At 38.3% G+C, this 26,526-nt stretch carries 28 protein-coding genes and 1 riboswitch; of the genes, 3 read left to right on the top strand and 25 right to left on the bottom strand.

Annotated elements, in window-relative coordinates; all coding sequences use genetic code 11:
* The first annotated feature begins 71 nt into the window (after window positions 1–71).
* Window positions 72–335 carry a Parvovirus coat protein VP1-like protein gene (locus NV349_RS06135; RefSeq protein ID WP_082673680.1) on the top strand — a complete coding sequence of 88 codons (264 nt, stop codon included), beginning with the start codon at window positions 72–74 and terminating at the stop codon, window positions 333–335.
* Between the two features lie 92 nt (window positions 336–427).
* Here the strand turns inward: NV349_RS06135 and NV349_RS06130 are convergent, their stop codons facing one another.
* From NV349_RS06130 to NV349_RS06120, 3 genes are all read right to left on the bottom strand, one after another.
* Window positions 428–1,108, bottom strand: a complete 681-nt coding sequence (locus NV349_RS06130) for a GNAT family N-acetyltransferase (protein ID WP_271912611.1) — start codon at window positions 1,106–1,108, stop codon at window positions 428–430.
* Between the two features lie 218 nt (window positions 1,109–1,326).
* Window positions 1,327–1,830: a pyridoxamine 5'-phosphate oxidase family protein gene (locus NV349_RS06125; protein WP_271912610.1), complete on the bottom strand. Its 504-nt coding sequence runs from the start codon at window positions 1,828–1,830 to the stop codon at window positions 1,327–1,329.
* Between the two features lie 157 nt (window positions 1,831–1,987).
* Window positions 1,988–2,851: an AraC family transcriptional regulator gene (locus NV349_RS06120; RefSeq protein ID WP_058843279.1), complete on the bottom strand. Its 864-nt coding sequence runs from the start codon at window positions 2,849–2,851 to the stop codon at window positions 1,988–1,990.
* Window positions 2,852–3,038: 187 nt separating this feature from the next.
* Here NV349_RS06120 and NV349_RS06115 point away from each other — a divergent pair, with 187 nt between their 5' ends.
* Window positions 3,039–3,395, top strand: coding sequence for an NUDIX hydrolase (locus tag NV349_RS06115; protein WP_442916416.1), 357 nt, complete (start codon window positions 3,039–3,041; stop codon window positions 3,393–3,395).
* A gap of 89 nt (window positions 3,396–3,484) precedes the next feature.
* On the opposite strand, the gene NV349_RS06110 is transcribed toward NV349_RS06115, so the two are convergent.
* The 16 genes from NV349_RS06110 to NV349_RS06035 all read right to left on the bottom strand — a co-directional run bounded on the left by NV349_RS06110 (window position 3,485) and on the right by NV349_RS06035 (window position 20,759).
* Window positions 3,485–3,670 (bottom strand): sporulation protein Cse60, encoded by a 186-nt coding sequence (locus tag NV349_RS06110; protein ID WP_036127831.1) that lies wholly within the window; start codon window positions 3,668–3,670, stop codon window positions 3,485–3,487.
* 81 nt (window positions 3,671–3,751) lie between these two features.
* The gene (gene glnA, locus NV349_RS06105) at window positions 3,752–5,086 is read right to left on the bottom strand and encodes a type I glutamate--ammonia ligase (RefSeq protein ID WP_036127833.1); all 1,335 of its coding nucleotides are present in this window, start codon (window positions 5,084–5,086) and stop codon (window positions 3,752–3,754) included.
* A gap of 189 nt (window positions 5,087–5,275) precedes the next feature.
* Window positions 5,276–6,622, bottom strand: a complete 1,347-nt coding sequence (locus NV349_RS06100; protein WP_036127836.1) for a sodium-dependent transporter — start codon at window positions 6,620–6,622, stop codon at window positions 5,276–5,278.
* Between the two features lie 185 nt (window positions 6,623–6,807).
* Window positions 6,808–7,395, bottom strand: coding sequence for an ECF transporter S component (locus NV349_RS06095; RefSeq protein ID WP_058843277.1), 588 nt, complete (start codon window positions 7,393–7,395; stop codon window positions 6,808–6,810).
* Window positions 7,396–7,614: 219 nt separating this feature from the next.
* A riboswitch (FMN riboswitch) is annotated at window positions 7,615–7,802 on the bottom strand.
* Between the two features lie 156 nt (window positions 7,803–7,958).
* Window positions 7,959–9,239: an RNA polymerase subunit sigma gene (locus NV349_RS06090; protein WP_271912606.1), complete on the bottom strand. Its 1,281-nt coding sequence runs from the start codon at window positions 9,237–9,239 to the stop codon at window positions 7,959–7,961.
* Window positions 9,236–9,769 (bottom strand): RNA polymerase sigma factor SigX, encoded by a 534-nt coding sequence (gene sigX, locus NV349_RS06085; protein WP_036127894.1) that lies wholly within the window; start codon window positions 9,767–9,769, stop codon window positions 9,236–9,238. The genes NV349_RS06090 and sigX overlap by 4 nt, the downstream gene beginning before the upstream one ends.
* Window positions 9,770–9,847: 78 nt before the next feature.
* Window positions 9,848–11,623, bottom strand: coding sequence for an ATP-binding protein (locus NV349_RS06080; RefSeq protein WP_058843275.1), 1,776 nt, complete (start codon window positions 11,621–11,623; stop codon window positions 9,848–9,850).
* Entirely contained in the window at window positions 11,616–12,332 is a 717-nt protein-coding gene (locus NV349_RS06075; RefSeq protein ID WP_004232215.1) for a response regulator transcription factor, read from the bottom strand. Before NV349_RS06075 ends, NV349_RS06080 begins: the two co-directional genes overlap by 8 nt.
* Before the next feature lie 115 nt (window positions 12,333–12,447).
* Entirely contained in the window at window positions 12,448–13,629 is a 1,182-nt protein-coding gene (gene ccsB / locus NV349_RS06070; protein ID WP_036127900.1) for a c-type cytochrome biogenesis protein CcsB, read from the bottom strand.
* A complete protein-coding gene (gene resB, locus NV349_RS06065) occupies window positions 13,626–15,302 on the bottom strand; it encodes a cytochrome c biogenesis protein ResB (protein WP_271912598.1) in 1,677 nt (558 codons plus the stop codon). Before resB ends, ccsB begins: the two co-directional genes overlap by 4 nt.
* Window positions 15,303–15,315: 13 nt before the next feature.
* Complete coding sequence (gene resA, locus NV349_RS06060) at window positions 15,316–15,849, bottom strand: thiol-disulfide oxidoreductase ResA (protein WP_271912596.1); 534 nt, start codon at window positions 15,847–15,849, stop codon at window positions 15,316–15,318.
* A gap of 334 nt (window positions 15,850–16,183) precedes the next feature.
* Entirely contained in the window at window positions 16,184–16,915 is a 732-nt protein-coding gene (locus tag NV349_RS06055) for a pseudouridine synthase (protein ID WP_036127908.1), read from the bottom strand.
* A 728-nt stretch (window positions 16,916–17,643) separates the two neighbouring features.
* Window positions 17,644–18,117, bottom strand: a complete 474-nt coding sequence (gene tnpA / locus NV349_RS06050; RefSeq protein ID WP_271912593.1) for an IS200/IS605 family transposase — start codon at window positions 18,115–18,117, stop codon at window positions 17,644–17,646.
* Between the two features lie 150 nt (window positions 18,118–18,267).
* Window positions 18,268–19,338 carry a D-alanyl-D-alanine carboxypeptidase family protein gene (locus NV349_RS06045; protein ID WP_058843274.1) on the bottom strand — a complete coding sequence of 357 codons (1,071 nt, stop codon included), beginning with the start codon at window positions 19,336–19,338 and terminating at the stop codon, window positions 18,268–18,270.
* A gap of 70 nt (window positions 19,339–19,408) precedes the next feature.
* Entirely contained in the window at window positions 19,409–20,008 is a 600-nt protein-coding gene (gene scpB, locus NV349_RS06040; RefSeq protein WP_101966370.1) for an SMC-Scp complex subunit ScpB, read from the bottom strand.
* Window positions 19,980–20,759, bottom strand: coding sequence for a segregation/condensation protein A (locus NV349_RS06035; RefSeq protein WP_058843273.1), 780 nt, complete (start codon window positions 20,757–20,759; stop codon window positions 19,980–19,982). The genes scpB and NV349_RS06035 overlap by 29 nt, the downstream gene beginning before the upstream one ends.
* Before the next feature lie 55 nt (window positions 20,760–20,814).
* Between NV349_RS06035 and NV349_RS06030 the strand changes: the two genes are divergently transcribed.
* Window positions 20,815–21,321: a DUF309 domain-containing protein gene (locus NV349_RS06030; RefSeq protein WP_036127917.1), complete on the top strand. Its 507-nt coding sequence runs from the start codon at window positions 20,815–20,817 to the stop codon at window positions 21,319–21,321.
* Here NV349_RS06030 and NV349_RS06025 read toward each other — a convergent pair.
* The 6 genes from NV349_RS06025 to spoIIAA all read right to left on the bottom strand — a co-directional run bounded on the left by NV349_RS06025 (window position 21,318) and on the right by spoIIAA (window position 26,471).
* Window positions 21,318–21,689 (bottom strand): GNAT family N-acetyltransferase, encoded by a 372-nt coding sequence (locus tag NV349_RS06025; RefSeq protein ID WP_036127920.1) that lies wholly within the window; start codon window positions 21,687–21,689, stop codon window positions 21,318–21,320. The two genes, NV349_RS06030 and NV349_RS06025, sit on opposite strands and share 4 nt — an antisense overlap.
* 199 nt (window positions 21,690–21,888) lie before the next feature.
* Window positions 21,889–23,208, bottom strand: a complete 1,320-nt coding sequence (gene lysA, locus NV349_RS06020) for a diaminopimelate decarboxylase (RefSeq protein WP_036127923.1) — start codon at window positions 23,206–23,208, stop codon at window positions 21,889–21,891.
* 210 nt (window positions 23,209–23,418) lie between these two features.
* On the bottom strand, window positions 23,419–24,867 hold the full coding sequence (locus tag NV349_RS06015) for a spore germination protein (RefSeq protein WP_036127928.1): 1,449 nt from the start codon (window positions 24,865–24,867) through the stop codon (window positions 23,419–23,421).
* Between the two features lie 15 nt (window positions 24,868–24,882).
* A complete protein-coding gene (sigF, locus tag NV349_RS06010; RefSeq protein ID WP_283778184.1) occupies window positions 24,883–25,626 on the bottom strand; it encodes an RNA polymerase sporulation sigma factor SigF in 744 nt (247 codons plus the stop codon).
* Window positions 25,627–25,684: 58 nt separating this feature from the next.
* On the bottom strand, window positions 25,685–26,125 hold the full coding sequence (gene spoIIAB, locus NV349_RS06005) for an anti-sigma F factor (RefSeq protein ID WP_036127935.1): 441 nt from the start codon (window positions 26,123–26,125) through the stop codon (window positions 25,685–25,687).
* A complete protein-coding gene (gene spoIIAA, locus NV349_RS06000; protein WP_036127938.1) occupies window positions 26,118–26,471 on the bottom strand; it encodes an anti-sigma F factor antagonist in 354 nt (117 codons plus the stop codon). The genes spoIIAB and spoIIAA overlap by 8 nt, the downstream gene beginning before the upstream one ends.
* Between the last annotated feature and the right edge of the window lie 55 nt (window positions 26,472–26,526).

The raw sequence follows: 26,526 nt of genomic DNA, 5'->3' as shown, positions 1-26,526 counted from the left end.
TTTTTCATCCGCTTCTTCAAAAAAATGTTTCATATTTTATAGTAAAAACATCGTAAAGAGAGGTTTAACAGATGAATAGAAATCGCAAGCTCGGTTTTTGTTATCCTGGTTATCGATACTGTGGACCTGGTTGCTCAGGACCAGGTGAGCCTACGAATGCTGTGGATAGTTGCTGTAAATTGCATGATGAATGCTATGCACGCCATGGTAGCACAAAGTTCTGTGATGAATTGTTTCAACAATGCCTCCGCCCCCATATGAATGCAAATCATAAAATGGCTAGAGATGCCCGTTTGTTTTATCGCGTTTTCGAATTACGTCATCGATTTTTTTAACAATGACGCTCACGATGTTTTTGCAAACAGCGTGGGCTACTTCTTTGTATAAATAGCATATTTTTGCGGAGTCGTAAAACCAAGCTTTGTGCCTAGATAAATAGATGCAGCTGGTTGGCAAGACAATGATCGATAAAAATGTGGGCAATCCTGCCGGCCAATCCTTGCCCCCTAAAATTCGAATCTGTCATAATATCAATTTCTGCAAAATCATTTGATTTAAAAATAGAGACAGCTTCACTAACGATTTGCTCTTGCTGCACTAAGCAATAGCCAAAACCATTTTCAAGGAAATTAGCTGTTGAATCCCAATATTCATCGTAGTAAGCATAGGTAAACGCCTGTGCATTTTTTATATGATGACGAGTAATAGGCATAACCTCAAAATTGGGTATTTCCCGCTCCTCTCTAGAATCATACAAACTTTCATCGAAAGTAAAGGTATAGCGCTCTAATTTTCGAAGTTGGTCATTTAGCAGTTGTTCAATTTTAATATTCCACTGTTCTGAATAAGAAAATAAGGTAAAACGTTTCTTTTGCTCTATAGACTGTTGAAAACAACAGACAAGCTGATCGTCAAGTACCGTATGAATTGAATCGCCAGCTACAAAATAGATTCCTGATTTTGTTTGAAATAATAATGTTTGTAAATTCTCTGTGTCTGTATAGACCGTACCTTCTATTAATTGATCTAGTATACTATACACAAATGTCGGGGCTCTTTTAATGGTTTGTTTAATGATTGGGTAATGAGCCTCTATAATTTTCATCATGCTACCTCCTCCTGTTATTTCTATTCTCTTATAATAATAGATAAATTTAGTTAAAGGGACTGAATGATGCGCAGATAGCCATATTTTGCATCCAATATCACGAAAATCTTGGAGGCTGGAAAAAATTAAATTTTACTTTGCTGGCTAACTATACGCTTTAGCGAAATCAAATTTAAAAGCTAAGAATGATAGAATTCTATCATTCTTAGCTTCTTCATTTAGTGATACATGCCATGATTAATTTTCCCTGTTAACTTCTCTATTTGTACTTCAAACAACTCGATTTTAGGCAGAATTGGATAGCCTTCTTTTTCAAATGTCCATGCAGGATTGCCATACTTCTCAAGCAGTGCATCAAAAAACCATTCTTTCTTCGACTCCTCCTCAATGCGTACGACCTGTCCAAACAACACCACGCTTTGATACACAAGTGCAGATTGACAGGCATATTTTTTCCCTGGATGTAAATCACCCATCTCACTCACTTCGATACAGATTTTAGGATTTTGTTTAATATTTGACCAAAAATGGCTTTCTCGAATATTACCAATATGCAAATATAGTTTATCTTCTCCCTCATATACATAGACAAACGGAATAACGTATGGAAAACCTTCCTCACCAACCGTTGCAACATGTGCTACTTGCCCTACTTTTAAGAAATGCTGTGCTTCCTCTTGTGAAATTTCTACACGCTTGTTTTGAATCGTACCTCTCATCATACTTTAACCCCCTCATGAAAATATATCACGATTAACTCAATCGTTTATTTTAAACATACATATATTTTACATCTTTAACACACCTAAAAAAAGGATAAATTTTCTTTTGAATAATAAAAGCCAAGAATGCTTAATCCATGCATTCTTGGCTTTCTTGTTATTTAATTGGAATCCAAATTTCAGAATAGGAGTCAGGACTATAGGCATCCTCTTCAGGATAAACCTCAAGTTCCGCTGTTCCTGCTGGTTCGTATGGATTGGACGGGAACCACTCTGAATAAATTTGCTTCCACGTATTTTGCATCGCATCTGGCATAGGGCCATGTACTTCAAAGACAACCCATTTGGAGGCAGGTACTTCCATTGTTAATAGATCTTCTCCTACTTCCCCTACATGATCTGTAGCAATCCAGTAATCAATGAAACCCTTTTGTCCTTGGTTTGTATTTGGTACACAAACACCTAGTACTCCATTGATATTACCATTATTTAATTGGTATAGTTGATGGTCGAAGCCACTTTGATTTACCTCTTGCCAAAATAGAGGAATTTCTCGTGTGTTCTCCCCGTCTTGACAGTTGTACGTTCTTTTCACTCCAACAATTTGAAACTTTTCTTTTTCTACGATTTTATACTTCATTGGTTCTGCTCCCTTCAAGTTTACCTGGATGACCAGGCGATTGTATGATTGTAATGGCCCTTGTTTCTTTCTTGCTTCACTAGGCGTTATATGGTGCTGCTTACGAAACGCTTTTGTAAAAGCTTCAGGAGTTTCATAGCCATATTTGTAGGCGAGATCGATTATTTTTTGTTCCGTGCCTATTAATTCTTGTGCAGCTAATGTCAATCTTCTTCGTCGCAGATAATCAGCAATGGACATATCCGTCAAAATTGCAAACGTGCGTTGAAAATGAAAGACAGATGAATTAACCTCCTGTGCAATCTGTTCAATCGTAATGTCCTCTAATAAATGATCCTCCATAAAATTAATGGCCTTTTGAATCGACTCAATCCAACTCATTGCTTTCACTCCTTGATTCCATCATAAAATAGATATTGCTGTATAACCTGTCTTTTTATGCTAACTTTGGACAGGTTAAAAGGGAAGTATTTTCCCGACGATTCTCCCTACTTATTTTCACCCTCCATCCTACACATATTTACAACTACGTTCTTTAATAGGTAAATTAAGTATAAATAGAAATGAAATGGAGGTTTTTCTCTTGGGAAAATGGCAAGGTGCTGCTGCTATTTGTTTGAACGATAACAATCAATTATTAATGGTTTTACAAGGAACGGTGGAAGAAGAAAAAACGTGGGCTGTTCCATCAGGTGGTAAAGAAGCAGCGGAAGATTTTAAGGCTTGCTGTATTCGAGAGGTTTATGAAGAAACGGGCTATATAGTGGCTATTCTAAAAGAAATTTATTGTAAGCAGAATGAAGCTGTGGAAGTTCATTACTTTGAAACAGTTATGATTGACGGACAAATGATGATTCATGATCCTGACGAATTAATTTATGACATTGCTTGGCAATCAAAAAATGAAGTGGCCCAATTGTCATAAACTTTTCCAGAAGATCGTGCCTTTCTTTTATCTTTATTTCAATAAAAAAGTCACGTCTTAATGACATGACTCATCTCAAGTACATATTGCTAATCGTTTTGTTGATAAATAATTAAAGCAGAATGGATGACTGTCTGTTCGCCAATATAGAGCGTATTGTATTTGATATCAAGTATTAAAAAGCTTCTTAAATCTACTAAAGCCCGGTTAATGTCATGTTCAAATTGCACAATATCATTGTTTTGAATGGTCACAACCTGGGTCGTTTGTGTCATTGCCCACACTCCTTTTCTCTAATAATAGATGAAAAGAAAGGAAATGTAAAAGTGTTGGAGCCAAAACAGCTCCAACGCTTTTTAGTACATCGTTAAATACTCCTCACGTTCCCAGTTGTGGACGCGTGTGCGATATTTATTCCACTCAATTTCTTTGGCGACTGTAAATTTATCATAAATATGATCGCCTAGTGCATTACGAACAATGGTATCCATCTCTAATTCAATCAACGCATATTCTAATGAGGAAGGTAAGCTATCAATTCCGTTCAACTCTCGCTCTCCTGCTGTCATTTTATAAATATTACGATCTACTGCTGCAGGTGGCGTTAAATCTTTCCGTATGCCATCAAGTCCAGATGCTAAAATAACAGCCATTGCTAAGTATGGATTTGCGGCTGGATCAACTGAACGCAATTCAATTCGAGTAGATAGTCCACGAGCTGCTGGAATACGAATTAGTGGTGAACGGTTTTGAGCAGACCACGCTACATAACAAGGAGCCTCATAGCCAGGCACTAGTCGTTTATAGGAATTAACAAGTGGATTCGTAATAGCGGTAAAGCCGTGTACATGCTTTATAATCCCTGCCATAAAACTACGTGCCGTTGCACTTAATTGTAAGTCTGCATGTTCATCATAGAAGGCATTTTTATCACCCTCGAATAATGATAGATTAAAATGCATTCCTGAGCCGTTTACACCGAATAATGGCTTTGGCATAAATGTTGCATGGAGACCATGCTGTGCAGCAATGGTTTTTACGACTAACTTAAACGTTTGTATGTTATCACATGCCTCAATGGCACTAGCATACTTAAAATCAATTTCATGCTGACCAGGTGCGACTTCATGATGGGAGGCTTCAATTTCAAAGCCCATTCCCTCTAACTCTAAAACGATATCACGACGACAATTCTCTCCCAAATCTGTCGGTGCTAAATCGAAGTAGCCTCCACTATCATTTAACTCTAGTGTTGGATGCCCCTTATCATCCAGTTTGAATAAGAAGAACTCTGGCTCTGGCCCTAAATTAAAGGAAGTAAAGCCTAACTCCTCCATTTCCTTTAAAACGCGTTTCAAATTGGAGCGCGGATCTCCTTCAAACGGCGTTCCATCTGGTCTGGCAATATCACAAATAAAACGAGCCACCTTGCCTTTCTCAGCAGTCCAAGGAAAAATCACGAATGTATCAAAGTCAGGCTTTAAATACATATCAGATTCCTCTATACGCACAAAACCTTCAATGGATGAACCATCAAACATGACTTTATTATCTAATGCTTTTTCTAACTGACTGACAGGGACTTCCACATTTTTGATTGTTCCTAATATATCCGTAAATTGTAGGCGAATAAATTTCACATTTTCTTCTTTTACTCGGCGTATAATATCTTCTTTTGTGTAATGTTTCACTCTTCACCACTCCAATGTAAATTTAGTTAACATACGTTTTTATAACTGTTCTTAAAATACATGAAAATTGAAATTCACGCAATAGATATGTTAGGTTTTATAACATAGTTTTTTTAGAATATATTTATCTTGATTTTCGATGCATAAAAAAAGTGTATCCATTTCCACAATGGATACACTTTTTTTATTTTAATATTGTAATAGCATATTAATGAACACAACTAGAATAACGATCGGTACAACGACTAACATTAACATACGATATGTTGCATAATAGCCCTGCCCTAAGTGACTACCCATTAACAGTTCTTTCCTTACAAATTCCTTATCCACTATGTGGGCAATAAAAATAGCAATGAATAAATTTCCTAATGGCAGCATTATATTCGACACTAAAAAATCAGTGGCATCAAAAATACTTTTCTCAAAAATGGTTACATCCGATAAAACACTAGAAGAAAGTGCCGCTGGAATAGCCGCAATCAATACGACTACACCAAGTAAAAGCGTCCACATCGGACGAGATTTCTGACTATGTTCCATAAATGCCGCTACGATAATCTCATATAAACTAAATGATGACGTTAATGTAGCAAATAAAAATAGCAATAAAAACATCGCTAAAAATAATTCTCCAAACGGCATTTGACTAAAAGCTGTCGGCAGCACCATGAACAACAAGCCCGGTCCCGCGGCTGGCTCTAAATCAAAGGCAAACACAACAGGGAAGATTGCTAAACCCGCTAAAAATGATACAAGCACGGTTAAGAGCACAACAGAACCTGCTGAATTTGGAAGGCTGACATCTTTTTTTAGATAGGAACTATATGTAACAAGACAAGAAAATCCTACAGCTAATCCAAAGAATGATTGCCCTAACGCTTCTAATAATGCCCTACCAGTAATATTTGAGAAATCAGGCCATAAGAAGAATTTCACTCCCTCCATTGCGCCATCTAATGTAACAGCACGCACAACCAGAACAATGAACATCACAAAGAGTAACGGCATCATCCATTTATTCGCCTTTTCAATACCATTTTGTACACCTAATGAAATAACGAGTACGTTAGCTAATGTAAACAAAGCTAAACCTACTAGCGTAATCCAAGGTGTACCTATAATTTTTCCAAATAGTGCAGCTGGATCAATCGCAGGATCTATCACAGCACCAGCGACGCCTAGCCCGCTGTAAATAAAAATCCAACCTCCAACAACACTATAAAATGTTAATAATAAAAAACAACCTAGCACACCCATTCGGCCAATCCAAGCCCATCCTGGTTTTGTCGGAGCAACCTTTTTATACGCGGTTACCGCCTCCGATTGTGTACCACGCCCTAAAACATACTCGGACAATAGCATTGGCAACCCTATTAATAACGTAAATAACACAAAGATTAGGAAGAATGCACCTCCACCACTTTGCCCCGTTACATACGGTAGCTTCCAAATTGCTCCTAGTCCAATCGCAGCACCCGCTGATGCTAAAATAAATCCTAATTTACTAGACCACTGTCCCTTTTTTTCACTCATCTCTTCAAACTCCTCAAACTTTCTAAACTCCCCTCTATTCTACATGAAAATGTGTTCTTCGACTAGATTATAATAATAAAGCACTAGAGCACGAGCATTTTCTACTACTTTTTTCTAATTTTATTCGTCCCATCACTTCTTCCCACAAAAAAACCTCGAGCTAACTACTCGAGGTTTATGGTCCATTATTTTGCTATATACATAGAGCGCTGGCGGTCGATCCATTTGCGCATTGTAGTAAATAAAAACGCCATAATAGCTGTTAATAAAATACCTTTTACAATATTAAATGGTAAAATTCCAGCGACGATCATTTTATAAAGGGAGTCACCTACAACAGGTTCCATACCAAGGAAATATGTGTACATCGGTAAAAATACAACATAGTTCAAAACGCTCATTCCTACTGCCATCACGACTGTTCCTGTCGCTAAACCTCCAACAAGACCAGCAGTCGTTTTAAAACGATTAAAAATAAAGCTAACTGGCAAAATAAATAAAATGCCTGTTGTAAAGTTGGCAATATGCCCTACTGGCACACCTGTTGGTGTACCCGAGAAAATCCAATCCAACACATTTTTAAACAATTCTACTAAAATACCAGCTACAGGTCCCATTGTGATGGCCGCTATTAATGCAGGCATATCACTAAAGTCCACTTCCAAAAATGCTGGGAACGGCGGTATTGGGAAATTAAAAAGCATTAATAAAAACGAAATACTGCTCAGCATACCAATCGTAATAAACGATTGAAGTTTAACATTTTTCTTCATAGAAAACTCTCTCCTCTTTGCTGATTCAATCTCGCAAGAAGAAAGGTGACGATCTTTCAATTGTTAGCATGAAAAAACCCTTATGCATTAAAAAGCACAAGGGAGAAAGGCATGACGAATAAGCGTCAATCTAAACTATTTTTTGAGCACTATTTTAAAAGCCATACAAAAAAAGCGCTCAGTCATAGTTCATTTCATAACAATGAATGACGATCGTACCTCCATCTTCTCCCATCCAGACTGTAACTGTCGGCCTTGGAATTTCACCAAGTCAGCCATGCAAATAAATTTGCACAGGTCGCGGGCTAAAGAGTTTTGCCTAAACCATTCGAGTTAATGAATAAACATTAACGGTTTAGCACTCTATTACCGCCGGTCGGGATTTTCACCCTGCCCCGAAGATGAATCACTATTATTTTATACTACAGTTTTACTATAAAGAATTATCAACAAAAAGTAAATAGTTCTGCTCAAAAAACCTATTAGACTTGTATGCATTGTAAAAAAAATGGAGCATCCTCACCGAACAGGAATGCTCCATTTCTTATTGTTATTTTCTTTGACTAAGGCATATATTGCTTATTTGGCCCTACAGGCTTTGGTAAAAACATTTTTAAATCAAAGCCCTCCCAGCTTTCTTGGACAACATTATTTAGGCGTAATTGTTGGTCAAAGCTAGCAGCCGTTAACATCATGGCCTCAATCAGTTGTGTGGCACGAATCGGTTCCATTGATGTTAAATCAAGCGGAAGATCAAATGTAACGACTACGCCCTCTGCTTCCTCTGTCACCGTATATGATACGTTTTCAGGAACAACGGACACATAGACATCATCATTTTTATTTTTCATCAGTGTGAGCGCCTCTGTGACATTTGCAAATGTTTGACGGAAATCTGGTGATAAATATTCTGCACCTGTACCATCTTGATATATATAATAATTATAATGCTTGGCGTTCGTTAATGACATAGGTGGACTTGGCTCACCTTCTTGAGAAAACTCATAAGGTGTTCCATCTTCATTTTGAATCTCAACTTCTGTATATTCAGAATCAGAGAATGTATCCTCCAAAGTTCCTTTGTACTCATTGACAGTAGCAGAAGCAACATCATAGCTATTGTCCTTTGGTAGCACATGGACAAGCTTATCGTCCTTCTCCTTCAGCTCACCTTTGTAAGGATGGTAATCAGTAAATCCTTTAGCTTTCTCATCTATTTGAGGCGCGTATTTTTCATACATCTGTAAAGTAGAAGGTTTTTCTGTTCCAAAATCCGTTGCTACTCGCTCATTTGGTATCACATACGTCATTGGTACACTTTCCGCATCTCGCCCTGCTAAGCCAATACGGAAAACGACAGCATCTTTCACATCTTCCTCATAGACAGATGACCGTAAAGATAACATGCGCTCATGCTCTGCTACGATAGGAGATTGGAGTGCTTCGTCTTGCGTAGCAGCCTCCTTTGGAGAAAGATCTTCCTGTAAAGTAGAATAGGTAGCCGTATCGGCAGTACTAGCTTGATCCTTATGTCCAACATCATTATTCATGACCATTGAGCCTACAAGTATCGTTAACGCAAAAACTGCTGCAACGCTCATAAAAATTGGCATTTTACGAAGCTTAGATCGTGTTGTTCGTTCTTCTTGGATGGAGGAATTGCTTTGCTTTTGTTCATCCTCTTTTGGTTGTTGTATCGCTTCTTGAAGGTAACTGTTATCCTGCAAGCGAGCATCTGCCATTAACCGATTTAATATGTCCTCTTTTGAACGGTGGTCAGAAAGCTTAGGGGCATTGTTCAATACATGTTCAAGCTGCTCATCATCAAATGGCTTATGCGTCATTGCCGTTTCGCCTCCTGTTCTCTAATCGGCTGTAGCTGTTGCCTTAAAAATTTTATGGCTCGATGCTGGGTCGTTTTTACCTTAGCTTCTGTCCAATCTAATATTTGAGCAGTTTCTGCAATCGATAAATCCTGAAAATAGCGCATAATAATGACCATTTTTTGGTCGCCTGTACAGTTTTCCAGTGCTGACGCTACTTGCATAAATTCATCACTGGCCTGTAGCATATCTTCCGGTGATGGTGTGGTTGAATGGAGCTGTTCCGTTTCCCAGTCAAAGAAATCAAGTGAATGCTTCTGGCGTACAGCCTGCTTTCTAAAATGATCAATCGCTACATTTTTGGCAATAGCAAAAAGCCATGTTTTCTCACTACTATTACCTGCAAATTGATCATATGAGCGCAATACTCGTACATAAACTTCATGTGCTAAATCTTCAGCCAATGTACGGTTTTTTACTAAATATATTAAAAACTGGAACACGTCTTGGTGATATGCATCGTATAGTCGATGGAACACGGAGTCATTCAAAGCACTCCACCCCCGTTCTATAATATTTGTCGTCTTACATTCGTGAAAGTTACAGCCAATTAATAGCAATACATGTTATTAATCGAACGGTAAATAAAACGTGAAGGTCGTACCTTCTTTCAGCACACTGTCTACCATAATATTACCTGAGTGTGCCTTCACAATATTTCTCGCAATGGCTAAGCCGAGACCCGTACCACCTTTTGAACGGGTACGTGCCTTATCTGCTTTATAAAAACGTTCAAAGACATAAGGTAAGTCGTCATGAGGAATGCCGTGCCCTGTATCTTGAACAGATATTTTAGCGAATGTTGGTTCCTGCTCAACTTTTACAGTGACTGCTCCTTCATCCGTATGTCTAAGTGCATTATCTACTAGATTTGTGAGCACTTGTTCAATACGATCCTCATCGATATTAATCATGGCATCGTCATTAAATTCACTTTCAAACAATAGACGAACGTGTTTTTCCTTTGCAACCTGTGCAAATTTTTGAGTAATACGTTCGAATGTAGAATTAATCGGTAATTCATCTTTATACAGCGTCATATGTCCCGATTCCATGCGTGCTAAATCTAATAAATCTGTTACAAGACGCCCCATCCGCTTCGATTCATCATAAATGATTTTAGTAATCTCATTACGTTCTTCCTGATCCTGAATAAAATCATCATCCATTAATGCTTCAGAATATCCTTGCAGCATGGCAATTGGTGTCCGTAGCTCATGAGAGACATTGGCGATAAAATCGGATCGTAGTTTTTCTAAGCGATGTTGCTCAGTCATATCACGAATAACAGCCACAGCCCCACGTATCATGTCACCACTATAAAGAGGGCTAATAGTAAATGTATAGTAGTTACCATCCATTTCAATTTCCTCTTCTAGTTTATCCTCAAACATTAGCACATGATCAAGCATATGATACAGCTCTGGAGGAATAGGTTTAGCACTTTGTGAGCCTTTATTGACGAACCATTTTTGCATAAGTCGTTCAGCTGGTGGATTACTTAATAATATTGTAAGGTCACGGTTAAATGTAATAACTGCATCTGTCATAGATGTCAAAATATTTGAAAGTTGTTCATTTTCTTGATTGATGACCTCTAAGTTATGCTTTAATTGACGGCCCATTTGATTGAAGGCAACAGCAAGTTGACCAATTTCATCATTTTGAGTTGTTGGCATTTTCGCTTCAAAATTACCCTTCGCAATTTCAAAAGCCAACTCTCGCATTTTTCTAAGTGGTGACGTAATACGTGAGGAAAGGAAAAACGCGAAGAATGTCGTCAGCACAAATGCAATGAAAGCCGCCAAAAAAACAATTTTCGTTGTTTCCTTAGACGTTTTATGTAGTGCATCTGGGCTTTGATAGATGAAGACAGCTCCGTGTACTGCATTTTCAACATTTAATGGGAAACCTAGCACGACATAAGATTCCATTTTTTCTTGATCTGTCGAAGAAGGCATCATCATTTCTTTCGTAATAGGTTCATCTGATTGAAATACTTCTCGAAACGATTTATTGGCTAAAATGGTCTCTTGTATTTCTTTTTTGTTGACACCCTCCTGCATGGCAAAGGATACTTCAACATGATTGATTGCAATTAATGCATTGGTTCCTGTAGGTAAGATATCTTTTAATAATTCCGAAGTAGATTCCGCTGTTTCATTGTCATCCACTATACTTGCTACTGTTGCAGCTGTTTGCCGTAAAGATATTTCGGCTTGCTGCATATGATAGTTTTGAAGAAATTCAAGCATCAATACCGTGAAAACAAATAATACAAATGAAACGAGAAGCAATATGGTTACCCATAGCTTCCCGACAACACTATTCCATATTCTATTCATTGACAACCTCAAATTTGTATCCAACGCCCCAAACCGTCACAATCATTTTAGCAGCGTTTTCAGAAACTCGGTTGAGCTTTTCACGTAAACGTTTTACGTGTGTGTCAACTGTACGTAAATCACCAAAGAAGTCATAATGCCAAACCTCTTTTAGTAATTGTTCACGGTCAAATACTTTGTCTGGCGATTTTGCTAAGAAGTATAGTAATTCATACTCTTTCGGTGTTAAATTAACCTCAATGCCCTCTGCCGTTACACGGTGTGCATCATGATCGATCATTAAATGCTGGAACACTACTAAATCTTTTGAAGAAGAGGCATTTGTCGTTGGTGAGAAAGCCTGTGAACGACGTAAAATAGCCTTCACACGTAACACAACCTCACGAGGACTAAATGGCTTTACAATATAGTCATCTGCGCCAAGCTCAAAGCCTTGTACACGATTCGCTTCCTCGCCCTTTGCAGTTAATAAAATAATGGGTGTTGCTGCGCGTTCTCGAATTTCCGCACACACTTCTAGCCCGTCTTTTTCAGGCATCATAATATCAAGTAAAATACAGTGATACTCTTTTTCTAAAGATTTTTCGATCGCTTGTTCACCATTTTCTGCCTCGTCAACAAGGTATCCTTCTCGCTCTAGGTACATTTTTAATAATCGGCGAATACGATCCTCATCGTCTACTACTAATACTGAAATATTTTCTGACACTTTCACGATCCCTCTCTTCCAATCTTTCTCTAACTTCTATTGTACATGGTGTGACACATATTGAAAAGAAAAGAAAGCCTCTTCGCCACAGCGAAAAGGCTTGTTATTTTACAAGTTATGCGTAAGAGTGTAAACCTGCAAGAATTAAGTTAACAGCAATTAGGTTAAATAAAATAATTCCGAAACCAATTAATGCCAACCAAGCAGATTTTCGACCTTCCCAGCCTTTTGATAGACGTAAATGTAGGAATGCTGCGTAGAATAACCATGTAATAAGAGCCCATACTTCTTTTGGATCCCAACCCCAGAAACGACTCCAAGCAATTTGTGCCCAAATCATCGCAAAAATTAAAGCACCTAGGGTAAATACAGGGAATCCTATCAGCACCGAACGATAACCAACTTCATCTAATAATTGCAAATTAACGCGTTTAACAAGTGGTTGGAAAATGGCACTAATTCGACGACGAGCAATTAAACGAATTAATAAATACAAGATTGACCCTACCAATAATGACCAAAAAACAGTTGTTAATTTTTTGGCATTAATTAATGCAGGCATTTCTACTAGCGGTGACATGCCATGTTCTTCAACTGCTTCATACTCATTCATACCGAAAATTGGCGGTAAATTGTAAATAATTTTACGAGTAGTTCCTTCTTTATCCACATAATTATAGCTAGACTCATAATCCATAGCACCGAATGTAGATGTCACTGCGACAAAACCAACCACTACTACAAGACAGTACATCACGGCTTCTAACCAAAAACGTTGTTTAGAAGGCTTTGTTAAATCGACTACTTTTAATAAATAAATGAGCCCTGCTACAGCACTAATGGCTAAAATAGATTGTCCTAATGCTGCTGTGATAACGTGTATCGTTAGCCAATGACTTTGTAACGATGGTACTAACGGACTTACTTCTTTCGGGAACATTGCTGCATAGGAGATGATTAATAATGCAACAGGCAATGCAACTAGCCCAAGTGCAGTCAAACGATAAATAAAATAAATTAAAATAAACGCGCCAACAATGAACATACCAAAGGCAGTCGTAAATTCAAACATATTACTTACTGGTGCATGTCCTGTATAGATCCAACGCGTAATAAAATAGCCTAGCTGTGATAAGAAACCAATAATGGTTACCACAATGGCAAGCTTGCCCCATTTGCCAGTATTTTTACCAGTAGCATTTGCTTGCTTAATTGAACCACCAAATAATAATGTTGCAACTAGATAAGCAATAAAAGCTACAAATAATAGGTTTCCACTTATGTCAATCAAACTCATAAGGTGTTGTCACCTTCCTTTTCTTTAATGCCACCATTCGTGGACTCTTCGCCAGCCTCATCTTTCTCTAACTGATCTTGATACGGAGGCAATGCAGCAAATGTTGTAACAGCATCTAAATCCTTTTTCATGCTGAACATATTTTTGTTAACATGGGCAGCCATTAACACACGGCCATCTGGTTCCACTTGAATCCATAAACGTCTGTGATTCCAGTAAGAACCAATAACAACACCAATCATAAAGATGACGCCCCCAACAAATAAGATAGGAATTGTACGATCTTTACGTACTGTAATACCTGACATATCACGCATTTCTGCTGCTGCAAATTTCATTCTGTATTTATTTTCACCAAGTGGCTCTAAAGGAGGTTGCATAATTTCAACAAAGCTCACTTCGCCTTCAGGTGTTTCTGGTGTTGTCATTTTAAATAAGAATGCTGGGTTATTTGGAATGGATGTTTTTGTTTGTGGCTCACCATTTTCAAATCCATCAAAATCTGGTGTATAAACAAGAATTTGAACGGAAGAACCATTACCTAAATCATATTCCTTTTTTGGGTTTGTTAAATCAATTTCCACCTTACCAAGTGATTGTTCAGTCGTTTTATTGATTAATTCGAAATTCATTTGCTTTAATTCATTTAAACGATAATCCATTTGGTAAAGCGCAAAGCCATCTTCCTTTAAAGGATGGTTTACACGAATGGAATAGTCTTTTACTTTTTCTAGATTATCTGTGTCACCTGGCAAAGCATCTTTAGGCTGCTTATATAGTGTAATATCTGTTTGGAAATTTTTCGCAACAACATTTACACCCTGCTTTACTTGCTCACCCTGTGGTTCATTATCATGTGTCTCTAAAACAAAATCATTGTTTTCAATGAAATAACCGTCCATGCCAGTAATCGCACGTGTCTCGCCCTCACGTACCCAGATTGATTCATCAACATAGAAACCTGGCACCAGACGTAGCATGACCCCACCTAAAAAGATAATGAGACCGACATGGTTTATGTACGGACCGTAACGAGAAAAGCGTCCTTTTTCAGCTAAGAGAGCGCTACCATCTCGACGAACAAAATATCTCATCTCAGACATTTTTTGTGCCACTTTATCAAGCGTTTCCTCTGCGCCTGCTGTCACTTGTCCTTCTGCAACAATGCGCTGACGCTTCATAAAGCTTTCATGTCTTTTCACACGTTGATTCTTCAATGATTTATAAAGTGGTATTCCCCGGTCAAGACTTGCCACAATAATGGATACAGCAAGCATACCAACTAAAATTTGGAACCACCACGAGCTATATAAATCTGAAAGGCCTAACGTATAATAAATTTTACCGAATGTACCATAAACGTCTGCGTAATAAGCTCCCTTCTCCAAATCAGAAGCTTTCACGTAAAACTCTTGTGGTAGTAATGTTCCGATTGAAGCAGCAATTAATGTGATAATAATTAAGGATATACCGACTTTAACACTTGAGAAGAAATTCCATATTTTATCAATAAATGACTTGTTATATGTTTTAGAGCGAATGGCCATACCATCGTAGCGCATATCAACTACTTTATTTTGCTGTTCTTCTTCGGTTAAAGGACGACCACATTTCTCACAAAGCTTCGTGCCGTATGGGTTACTATGACCGCAAGCACAAATGATTTTTTCCATCGTCATATACTCCTTATTCCGGCTTCACTAATTCCATGTACGAAGCGATATTTTCCTCCGTCATTTCACCTGTAATAATCTTAGTCACTTTGCCTTCAGGATCAATTAATACTGTAGCAGGTAATTGACCTACATTATAAGCAGTCATAACACTTTTCGTTTTGTCGATCACTACTGGGAATGATAAACCATACCGATCAACAAAATTCTGCACTTCAAAATCAGTTTGAGCGATATTGACCGCTAAAGTTTGTACACCTTGATCTTTAAATTCTTGATACTGATTGTCCATCGCAGGCATTTCCTTCTCACAAGGCTTACACCAAGTTCCCCAGAAGTTTAAAAATACCCCTTGTCCTTTATAATCCGACAATTTATGTTTTTCACCGTTTAAATCTACTAACGTGAAGTCAGGTGCTTCAGAGCCTAGTGCCACTAACTCTACTTTTTCCTTTGTCGCTGTTCCATATACTGTGTACCCGATTGCCAACGCTAGCAGTGCTAAGATGACCGTTCGCAGTACGAGACGCTTTTTCTTTTTCTCCAAGTTAATAAACCCCCTATCAATTACGGCTTAGCGTAAAGTTTGTAAACGCGAAGCTTTTACCTAATGCAGACCCAATGAACTTTTTCATTTTATATACGTCTTTAATTATGTAAAAACTTCTTTCAAATTGACGTCAACAATACCAGATTGTATGTGTAACAGTTCTTTTGAACAAACTGTTACTAGGTGTACTATTCTCACCTATTATAGCAAAATGATACAAAAACACTTAGCTATTAATTATGAATGATTTATGAACGAATTCACCATAAAGAAAGTGTAAACACCCAAATAATACCTATTGTGGTATCTACTTTCTTTTGGCAAATGTTCTTTAATCAAGCTTTCCAGTCTCCGCTAAAACACGTAATTGCTTGACTTCATGCTTTGATAATTCACGGTATTCTCCTGGTGTAAGGCCGAATAAATCTAAGAATGCAAAGCGTTCACGTTTTAATTTGACAACAGGTGTCCCAATGGCTTCAAACATACGACGAACTTGGCGATTGCGTCCTTCATGAATCGTAATTTCACAAATTGCTTTGCCTGCTTTTTCGTCAAAGGATGTCATACTAACCTTAGCTGGAGCTGTTTTCCCATCCTCTAATTTAATCCCTCTTTGAAGTTTTTTAAGCCCTTCAATTGTTGGAATACCTTTGACACGCGCGATATAGGTTTTATCAATTTTAAACTTCGGATGTGTCAACATATAGGAGAATTCCCCATCATTTGTCAATAATAATAATCCAGATGTATCATAATCAAGACGACCAACTGGGAAAATACGTTGCGGAATATGGTGAAATAAATCTGTGACAGTTTTGCGTCCTTTATCATCCGTCACAGCCGAAATTGTTCCACGTGGTTTGTAAAGTAAATAATATACCTTATCTTCCTTTTCCAATTTCACACCTTCTACTTCAATTGTATCAGAATTAGAAACCTTCGTTCCTAACTCACGAACAACTACACCATTAACTTTTACTTTGCCTTCTACTATCAATTGCTCTGCCTTGCGCCTTGAAGCAACTCCTGCATAGGCAATGACCTTTTGTAATCTTTCCATTTTTTCACCTCTAGTTTTCTTTCACATTGACACTTTCGTCATCATTCGATTTCGCTCTTATGAATAGGGTTATCTTTCCCGCTAATCTGTGAAAATTATGTCATACTTTTAAGCATTATTAAAGAAAAACAAATTTCACATTTTTTAATTGAGTATTCCAAATTATTTCTCATTCACAAATTTCTTATCATTTGCACCTACATTTTACGTTCCTCATAACCAGTATACTCATTTGGCAAAAAAGCGAATCGACTTAAAAATCTTTATTTTAACAGACAAGAAAGCTATCATTCAGCAGCTTTTAATCGTCCTTATTGTCAATTGTTAGTCCATATTGAAATGAAAACGTTTTGAGCTTCTACTTGTTAGTGTTTGCTCAATTGTTAAAACATCTTGTAGCACAAAAAAATTTTAGCATGTATTGTTACGTCAGCTTTTTCTATATTGATTTACTCACCTTTCTTCCAAGCAGTTAGTTGTCTAGTAATGCAGATTATAGGAGCACGAAAGAACGGCTCAAAATAAAAGCATATTGCACTGAATCACTTGGCTGTTTATGCTATAGTCATCCGTCATTTAGCAGAGATTCCATACTAAATCAGAACCACCAGTATAACTGGTGGTTTGCTCTGCGCGTGAAACGCTGGGGTACTGGCCCATGTCTAAAGACATTCTGAATGGTCTGCCAACCGCACTCCGTTTTCACACAAACCGCTAAAGCGGCTTACTTATTTTTTCTTTCTCTTGATCTCTTCTCCTGTGAATGGGTCAATGAATTCTTTCATCGTCATTTGATCTTGCAGGATATCTTCTTGTAATTGATTTTTTATATACTCTTGTATCTTTTTCTTATTTCGGCCGACTGTGTCCACATAGTATCCTCGACACCAGAATTGACGATTACCGTATTTATACTTTAAATTCGCATGTCGGTCGAAAATCATTAGACTACTCTTCCCTTTTAAATAACCCATGAACGCAGATACACTCAATTTCGGTGGAATACTTACCAACATATGAATGTGGTCAGGACAGGCTGTTGCCTCTATGATTTCTACATCTTTTCTTTCACATAATTGGCGCAATATTCTTCCAACATCTGCTTTAATTTGACTATAAATAATCTGCCTTCTATACTTTGGCGCAAAGACGATATGATACTTACAATTCCACGTTGTATGTGCTAAACTTTTGTTATCCATTTATGGTGGCTCCTTTCGTACGAAGTCGGTTGACTAGACCTGACTTTATTGTACGTTTGGAGTTTTTTTATTGTCCATAGCTAAAAGCTTTCCGGAACCCCCTGCATAGCAGGGGGTTTTCAAAGCACACAAAAAATCAGCAAATCGTTTTTAACGATCTGCTGATTCAACTTTTACTGGAGTTGCATAAATACGCTCTTCACCAATAAAGATCGACAAGACAGCTTCTTGACGTTTTCTTGATACATGTAAAACTTGCCGCACCTGCTCTTTTTCTTCTTTATTTAATTGTAGGCGAACGGGCTCTTCTAATCGAATAGCTAACTTTTTGTTGACGTTGTATTTGCCCTTCTTCACTACGGTTTCAAGGCTATAGTCTTGCCATACTCTATTCGATAAACCTCGATGTACATTCCAATCATCGGATTCATTTAAAGTGACAACAATGCAGATTTGCCCGTCCTTTTGAAAGGCTGTTGCTAGTGTACGTCCAGCAACCTTTGTAAAGCCGGTTTTTCCAGCGAACGCAGTGCCAGTCGCTGATTTTAAAGAACTAACAGGCTGCTCCGTTTCATCATCTATATGTGCAGCCATCCCTGAACCTTCTCTTAATAATCGGTGTTTATTTTCCCAAAGCATTCCGTTTACCGTATTCGCCCGATAAAGAATCGTTGAAGCAATTTTCTCAAATGTTTTATTTTGCAAAGCAAGTCTTAACATCTCAGCAGTATCTCTTGCTGACGATAAATGCTCATCATGATGAAGACCAGAAGGGTTCATAAAAACGGTGTTAGTCAGACCTGCAATCACAGCTCTTTCATTCATTAATTTGACAAAGCCCTCCACAGAGCCCCCTACGTGTTCTGCTAAAGCGGTCGCAGCATCATTGCCTGAACGCAGCATTAAACCGTACAATAACGTTTCGACTGTTACTGTTTCGCCAGCCTGTAAATAAATAGAACTCCCCTCAGCCATAGCAGCATTCGGTGATATTACAACTTCATCTTGCAGGTCACTATTTTCGATTGCGACAAGTGCTGTCCAAATTTTTGTTAGGCTAGCAATAGGTAAGCGTTCATCGCTATTAGACCCTATTAAAACGCGGCCTGTAGCGCCATCTAAGACAGCATAGCCACTTCCCCCTCTGGCAAAGCTAGTTTGAGGAAGCATTACCATTAATATCATGAGCATGAACAGTGTTAAACGAAATAACCGAAGCAACGAGCCACTCCTTATTTAATGTGATAAGAAAATATAGATTCATATTTATGTTGAAGGCTACGCATTATACCTAATCATTATTTTGACTGCTAAATGTCTCTTGGAACTTTGTCATAAATAAATCTGTTTCTTGTTCTGTTTCAACAAGATCCTCTTCAGGTAGAGGCGGCATTTCTTCAATAGTATTTAAGCCAAAATAATGTAAAAATTCTTTTGTCGTTCCATATAGTATGGCACGTCCAGTTCCTTCTGAACGCCCTACCTCTTTAATTAATCCTCGTGACACTAATGTTTGAATTGGTCGTTCACACTTTACACCGCGCAAATCTTCTATTGCTACACGTGTAATGGGCTGTTTGTAAGCCACTATCGCCAGCACCTCCAAGGAGGCTTGGGATAGGGATTGTGCCGTTGGATTCTCTACTAATCTTTGAATCGTATCAGCAAACTCAGATTTTGTAATGAGCTGATAAACGCCTGCAATTTCCTTCACAGTAATGCCTCTTGCTACATCTTCGTCAAAGGCTTCTCTCAATGCACTCATCGCCTGAACAATCAGCTCTTCCTGTTCTCCTAAAAGTTGCGATAGCTGTTTAATCGTTAAGCCATCATCTCCAACAACGAATAATAAGGCTTCAATTCTACTCTGTAACATCAAAGTTTTCGTCATCTTCCCATTCCTCCTTCTGCAAGGTAACCGTTAATTCTTCAAAGTTACCATCTTGTTCTACGACGACGACCTGACGTTTCATCAGTTCTAGAAGGGAAACAAACGTCAGAATAAGTGTCGGCTTATCTTCATAGGGAAAAAGCTCGAAAAATGATGCACGTCCACCTGTTAAACGTAAAGAATCAACAACAGAACGCATTTGATCTTTTACTGATCTTTCCTGCCTCGCTACTGTCGTTTTTAGTGGTTTCTTTAATTTTTTGCGACGCATCAATTTTTGAAATGCTCCAAGCATGTCATAGATGTTCACATTTAAATCAAACAAAGCCATTTGTTCATCCGAGGCCAACCCTGTTAAATCAGCTGGTGGCCTTGTAAATACTTGTGATCGATCCGTTTCAAGCTCTTGCAAATTACTGGCGGCTTCCTTATATTTTTTATATTCAATTAAGCGTTGCACCAGTTCTTCACGAGGGTCAGGGCCGTCCACTTCTAATTCTGCGTCTTCCATTTCACCTTCATGAATCGGCAATAGCATGCGGCTTTTAATTGCCAGCAATGTTGCTGCCATTACTAAATATTCACTTGCTTCATTTAATTCCAGTACTTGCATTGCATGTATATGGTCGATATATTGTTGTGTAATTTCAGCCATTGGGATATCATAGATATCAATTTCCAATCTGTGAATTAAATGCAATAATAAATCAAGAGGCCCTGAAAAGGCTTCTAATTTTACTTCATAAGACATTATTTTACCACCCTGAGATTCTATGTTCTTTTAGTATAGTTGAAAGGAGTCCAAAATGCATCCACAGCATCATACTTTATTTATAGATTACTGTGCTTATTTTAATGGCAATCAAGATTTTTTTGAATGCCATGAAGTGCTGGAGGAATATTGGAAGGAAATTGCACCTGGTGATAAAATGCATCCGCTTGTTGGCTATGTGCAGCTTGCAACAGGTTTCTATCATTGGCGACGTGGTAACAATACTGGCGCTATACGAATTTTAGAAAAGGCACTTCATAATTTCCAAGAAAATGAAGGCCATATTTTTTTCCAAGAAATTGATTATCAGCAACTCCTAACACAAGTAACAACGACCCTTATTTCGTTGAAAACGGGCAATTCCTTTCAAGCTATCCAGCTCCCTCTCTCTCCCAATTTGCTGGAGTTAACGATTGCACGTATACAGCTCTTGCCTTCTAGTAGTTCAAACTATCTTCTTCATAAACATATGCTACGAGATCGCTCACATATTCTTGCAGAGCGGCAAGAAAGCAAACAAAGAAAAAGCAGACGCTGTTAATCGTCTGCTTTTTCATCTTTACAATGGATACATTTTTGAACCAAGCTCCGTGTTGCATCGGTAGCACGTACACTTTCATATTGGCCAAGTTCTGCCACTTCTTGAAGCATTTCCGTTGCTACGCCTTCACCCCTATAGGAAGGGATCACCGATACATGCTGGATGGTAGCTGTATTATGCTCATCAATGACAAGCCCAACAATGCCAACATATTCATCATTCTTTTTCCATAAATATAAAACCCAATTATCGTCATTTTCATAGGAGTGGATGGTCTCTGTAAGCTTTTTTACGTCTTTTTCATTAGGCATAAATGAAAGTAGCCCCATTGCTATTTTCTCTAAAGCTTTCTTATATCGAATTAACATATTTGTCTATTCCCTCTTTTTCTAGCTGTACATAATCTTTGACTATCCTACACGATTTGTACTTTTACCGCAAGCCAATTTCTGTCTTACGAACCAGGTCCGAGAATACCTTTAGACGCCAACACCCAATAGACAACGCCCCACAACAAAATAAAAGTTGAAATGGACGCTAGTAATACCCACTTATTTTTCCTCAAATTTACTCACCCTTTTTTAAAGTTAGCGGGAGATCGTTTTGCACAATATCTTCATAACTTTCGCGGCGAATAGCTAGTTGATGCTGTCCATTTTCTACAAATACAACAGCAGGTCTTGGCACACGGTTATAGTTACTAGCCATCGAATAACCATACGCACCTGTACAGAATATGGCTAACACATCGCCTGAAGCAGCATCTTGTAGTTTCGCATCAATAATTAATTTATCGCCAGATTCACATAATTTACCAGCCACTGTATAGAGTTCATTTTTCGGCTCATTCGCTTTACTTGCAATGACTGCCTCATACTTAGCATCGTATAATGCTGGGCGGATGTTATCACTCATCCCACCATCAACCGCAATATATTTGCGCACATCTGGCACTGTTTTTTGTGAACCGATTGTATAAAGAGATGTTCCTGCATCACCTACAAGTGATCGACCTGGTTCAATCCAAATTTCTGGCATCTTCAGTCCAAGCACAGTTGCTTTATTTTTCACAACTGTTATCATATCCTCTACATAAACTTGTGGTTCCAGCGGTGCATCTTCTTCAGTATAACGAATACCAAAGCCCCCACCTAAGTTTAACACAGTACACGTAAATTCGTGAGTCTTGTTCCAATCAGAAATTTTGTCAATCAATTTTTCTCCAGCTAAGCCAAAGCCAGCAGTATCAAAAATTTGTGAGCCAATATGACAATGTAAGCCAAGTAGCTCTAGGAATTCATGGTTAAATGTTTGTTGGAATGCTTCATCCGCTTGACCATTGTTTAAGTCAAAGCCGAATTTTGAATCTGCTTGACCTGTCGTGATGAAATCATGCGTATGTGCTTCCACACCTGGTGTAACACGTAATAAAATACGCATTTTTTGCTGACGGCGCTCCGAAATTTCTTTTAAAAGCTGTATTTCATAGAAATTATCTACAACCATACATCCAATCTTGGAGTCAAAAGCTAGCTCTATTTCAGCAATGCTTTTATTATTACCATGGAAATGAATGCGCTCTGCTGGGAAGCCTGCCTTTAAGGCAGTAAATAACTCCCCACCAGATACAACATCCAAGGATAAATTTTCTTCTGCTGCTAATTGATACACCGCTACACATGCAAATGCTTTTGAAGCATAAGCTACTTCTGCTTTTACGCCTAATTTTTTAAACGTATCGATAAAGCCGCGTGCACGCTTACGAATAAGTGCAGTATCATACACGAAAAGTGGTGTACCATACTCTTTTGCTAGCTCTAGTGTGTCTACCTGTCCAATTGTTAAATGACCATCTTCAGAAATCGCTTGTGTTCCATATAAATGCATGTGCATCTCTCCCTTTTCACATCGTTCCATCTTGTTATTTTCACACTTTGTGGGGGCTTTCGTAGCATCCCATCAAGTAATTATTTCCATAAAAATATTAAAAGAAAAATGTATATACCCTACTTTTTCTTGAATGAAAATAATTTTTGCAAAAATCACAAAATACTATATGTGAACTTTATCACATGAAAAAAACGAGTGCAACGGCTCCTATGATCTTTTTCGCTGTTTGGAAGCGACTACATAAGGTCTTAATGCATCCGAAGTCATTGGGAAACGAATGATGACACGAAGCATTGCCGTTGGGAAGAATGGAACAAGCGGCCATAAATAAGGTGCCTGCATAGGTCGTAATGAACATAAATACGTAAACAATAAAAATAAGCCAATAAATAAGCCATTGACACCCCAGAGACCCGTTATAATTAATAACAGCAACCTAAAAATTTTGATCGAGATACTGAGTTCATATGATGGAATGATAAAAATAAGAATAGCTGCTACTGCTGTATAAAGAACTACCTCTGCAGAAAATAATCCTACATCAATAGCAATTTGACCAATGATTACCCCCGCAACCAATCCCATCGCAGTCGATAATGGTGACGGAGTATGAATGGCGGCCATCCTTAAAAATTCAATACCTATATCTGCGATCAATATTTGCAATAATAATGGTACATGTGATTTCTCTTCGGTGCCTAAAAAGGATAAGGCATCCGGCAGTAAGGATTCATTTGTCGCAAATACATACCACAATGGTAATAAAAGTAAACCCATGACAGAACCAAAATACCTCATAAATCGCACAAACGTACCAACTGTTGGTGCCTGTCGATATTCCTCCGCATGCTGTAATAAATGAAATATAGTAACAGGTACTAAAATCACGGATGGAGAGGTATCGACCAATATCGCTATATGCCCTTCAAGCAGATGCGCTGCTGCAATATCAGGTCGTTCCGTATAGCGTACAAATGGCACTGGATGGAATTTTTGCTTAAAAAGCCATTCTTCTAATGATTTATCGGCCATCGTCAAGCCATCGTGATTAATTTGTCCAAGGCGCTGTCGTAAATTTTCGAGCATATCTTCATTGGCAATATCCTTCATAAACGCGATCGCCACGTCGGTTTGGCCGATTTTGGATATTTTATGTAGCTCGAAACGTAAATTACTATTGCGAATTCGCCTACGTATTAAAGCCGTATTTTGAGAAATTCCTTCTGTAAAGCCATCCCGCGAACCACGAATTACCTTTTCATTATCTGGCTCTTCTGGAGAACGTCCTGGATAATTTCTCAGCTCTGCAACGTAGCAATAGCCACTTTTAGTAATAAAGGTGACTTGTCCACTTAACATGGCTAATAAATAGGCTTTACGCTCTGTTTCCTCTGAACGCCCATGGAAATTAAAATAGGACTCAAAATATTCCTTCTCATCCTCCACATCAATGTCAATGTCTTCATTTGGAAGCATGCTAGAGAGTAACTGTGTTAAAGCTTCTCCGTCCACAAGCCCGCTAATATATGCACAAAGGACCGGCAAATCCTTGACAAATAAGTGTTTAATACCAACGTCAAATGATTCGCCGTCACCAAAATGTTCAATAAGAAAATCTTCGGCTTCTTCTAAGCTGTTAAATAATTTATTTGTCATGCTGTCACCATTTTCTTAGATGTCTTTTTTTATAGCTTCCTGCTCCACGGTAGCGCTTGTAGCCATCCAACTTTTCAGCTGGGCAAGGATTTTTTTCTCTAAACGAGACACTTGTACTTGTGATATCCCTAACCTATTCGCAATTTCTGTTTGCGTGCAATCTGAAAAATAGCGTAAATAAATAATAGACTGCTCTCTCGGTTCAAGTCTCGTGAGTACTTCCTTCAATGGGATATAATCAAATGGTTGCTCAGATTTTTCATCTTTCATTTGGTCCATCAATGTAATGGAATCCCCTTCACTTTCATACAATTGCTCATGAAGAGATGCTGGATCTCTCAGCGCATCGGATGCTGTGACAATTTCCTCCGTTGTCACACCAAGTACCTGAGCAAGTTCTTGAATGGTTGGTGGATGTTCATTTTTCTTAATAAATTCATCTGTAGCATGACGAATTTTAAAATTTAGCTCACGAATAGAGCGACTCACCTTCACCATGCCATCATCCCTCAAAAAGCGTTGAATTTCACCAATGATCATAGGGACTGCATAGGTTGAAAACTTCACATCATAGGTTAAATCGAATTTATCTACAGATTTCATCAGCCCTATGCAGCCAATCTGGAATAAATCCTCAAGCTCAACACCTCTCGTTGTAAAACGTTGAACAATGGACCACACAAGTCTCGTATTGCCTTCTACCATTCGTTTACGAGCCTCATGATCGCCCTGCTGTGCGCGTGCAATTAAATCACGCATTTCCTCCTGAGACAATAGCTTATCGGACGACTGTTCTAGCGGCTTCACTGTCTCAACCTCACATTACCGCTGTGCGAACTGTGTAAAATTTCTTCGTAAACGTTACAGTTGTTCCTTCTTGCCATTTAGACATTACTGTTAGCTGATCTGAAAAGCTATCCATAATGGTGAAGCCCATACCCGAACGCTCCATCGCACTTTTCGTTGTAAATAATGGCTCCATTGCTCGACTAACGTCCTCAATTCCTATTCCTTTATCCATGACAGATACCGTTACAATGTCATCCTCACGTTTTGCATGAACTGTAACAACACCCTTACCATTTTCTTCATAGCCATGAATAATGGCATTGGAAACCGCTTCAGAGACAACTGTTTTAAACTCTGATAGCTCATCAATAGTTGGGTCTAATTGTGCAATAAAACCTGTAACAGCCACACGGGCTAAGGCTTCATTTTCACTAAGTGCTAAAAATGTTAATGTCATTTCGTTATCCATTTACAATCCCCCTTACGCGATCAATCGCTTGTTCCTCTGTTGCATCCATCATCCATGGCCCTAATCCTGAAAATTGAAATACTTTTCGCATTGTTGGCGATGGATTCAATAAAATAGTTCGCCCAGCAACTGCTTCTAACTCACGCATTCGACCAAGCACTAAGCCAACGCCTGAACTATCCATAAAGGAAAGCCCTTCTAAGTTCCAAATGATGGTCGTCACAGTGCCTTGAAAAATTGCTGTAGAAATTTTCGCTCGAATTTGTTCTACTGCATGGTGATCGAGCTCCCCAAACAAACGTATAACGACAGTCTCTCTTGTGACCATTTCTAATTGATAATGCATGAACATCGCCTCCTCCTCGTGCAATTCCACATTCAATGCAATGAATCCTTGCGGC

This window comes from Lysinibacillus sp. OF-1, from assembly GCF_028356935.1.
Classification (GTDB): Bacteria; Bacillota; Bacilli; order Bacillales_A; family Planococcaceae; genus Lysinibacillus; species Lysinibacillus fusiformis_D.
The sequence above is the reverse complement of the archived record's forward strand: the minus strand, read 5'-3'. Positions and strand labels throughout refer to the sequence as shown.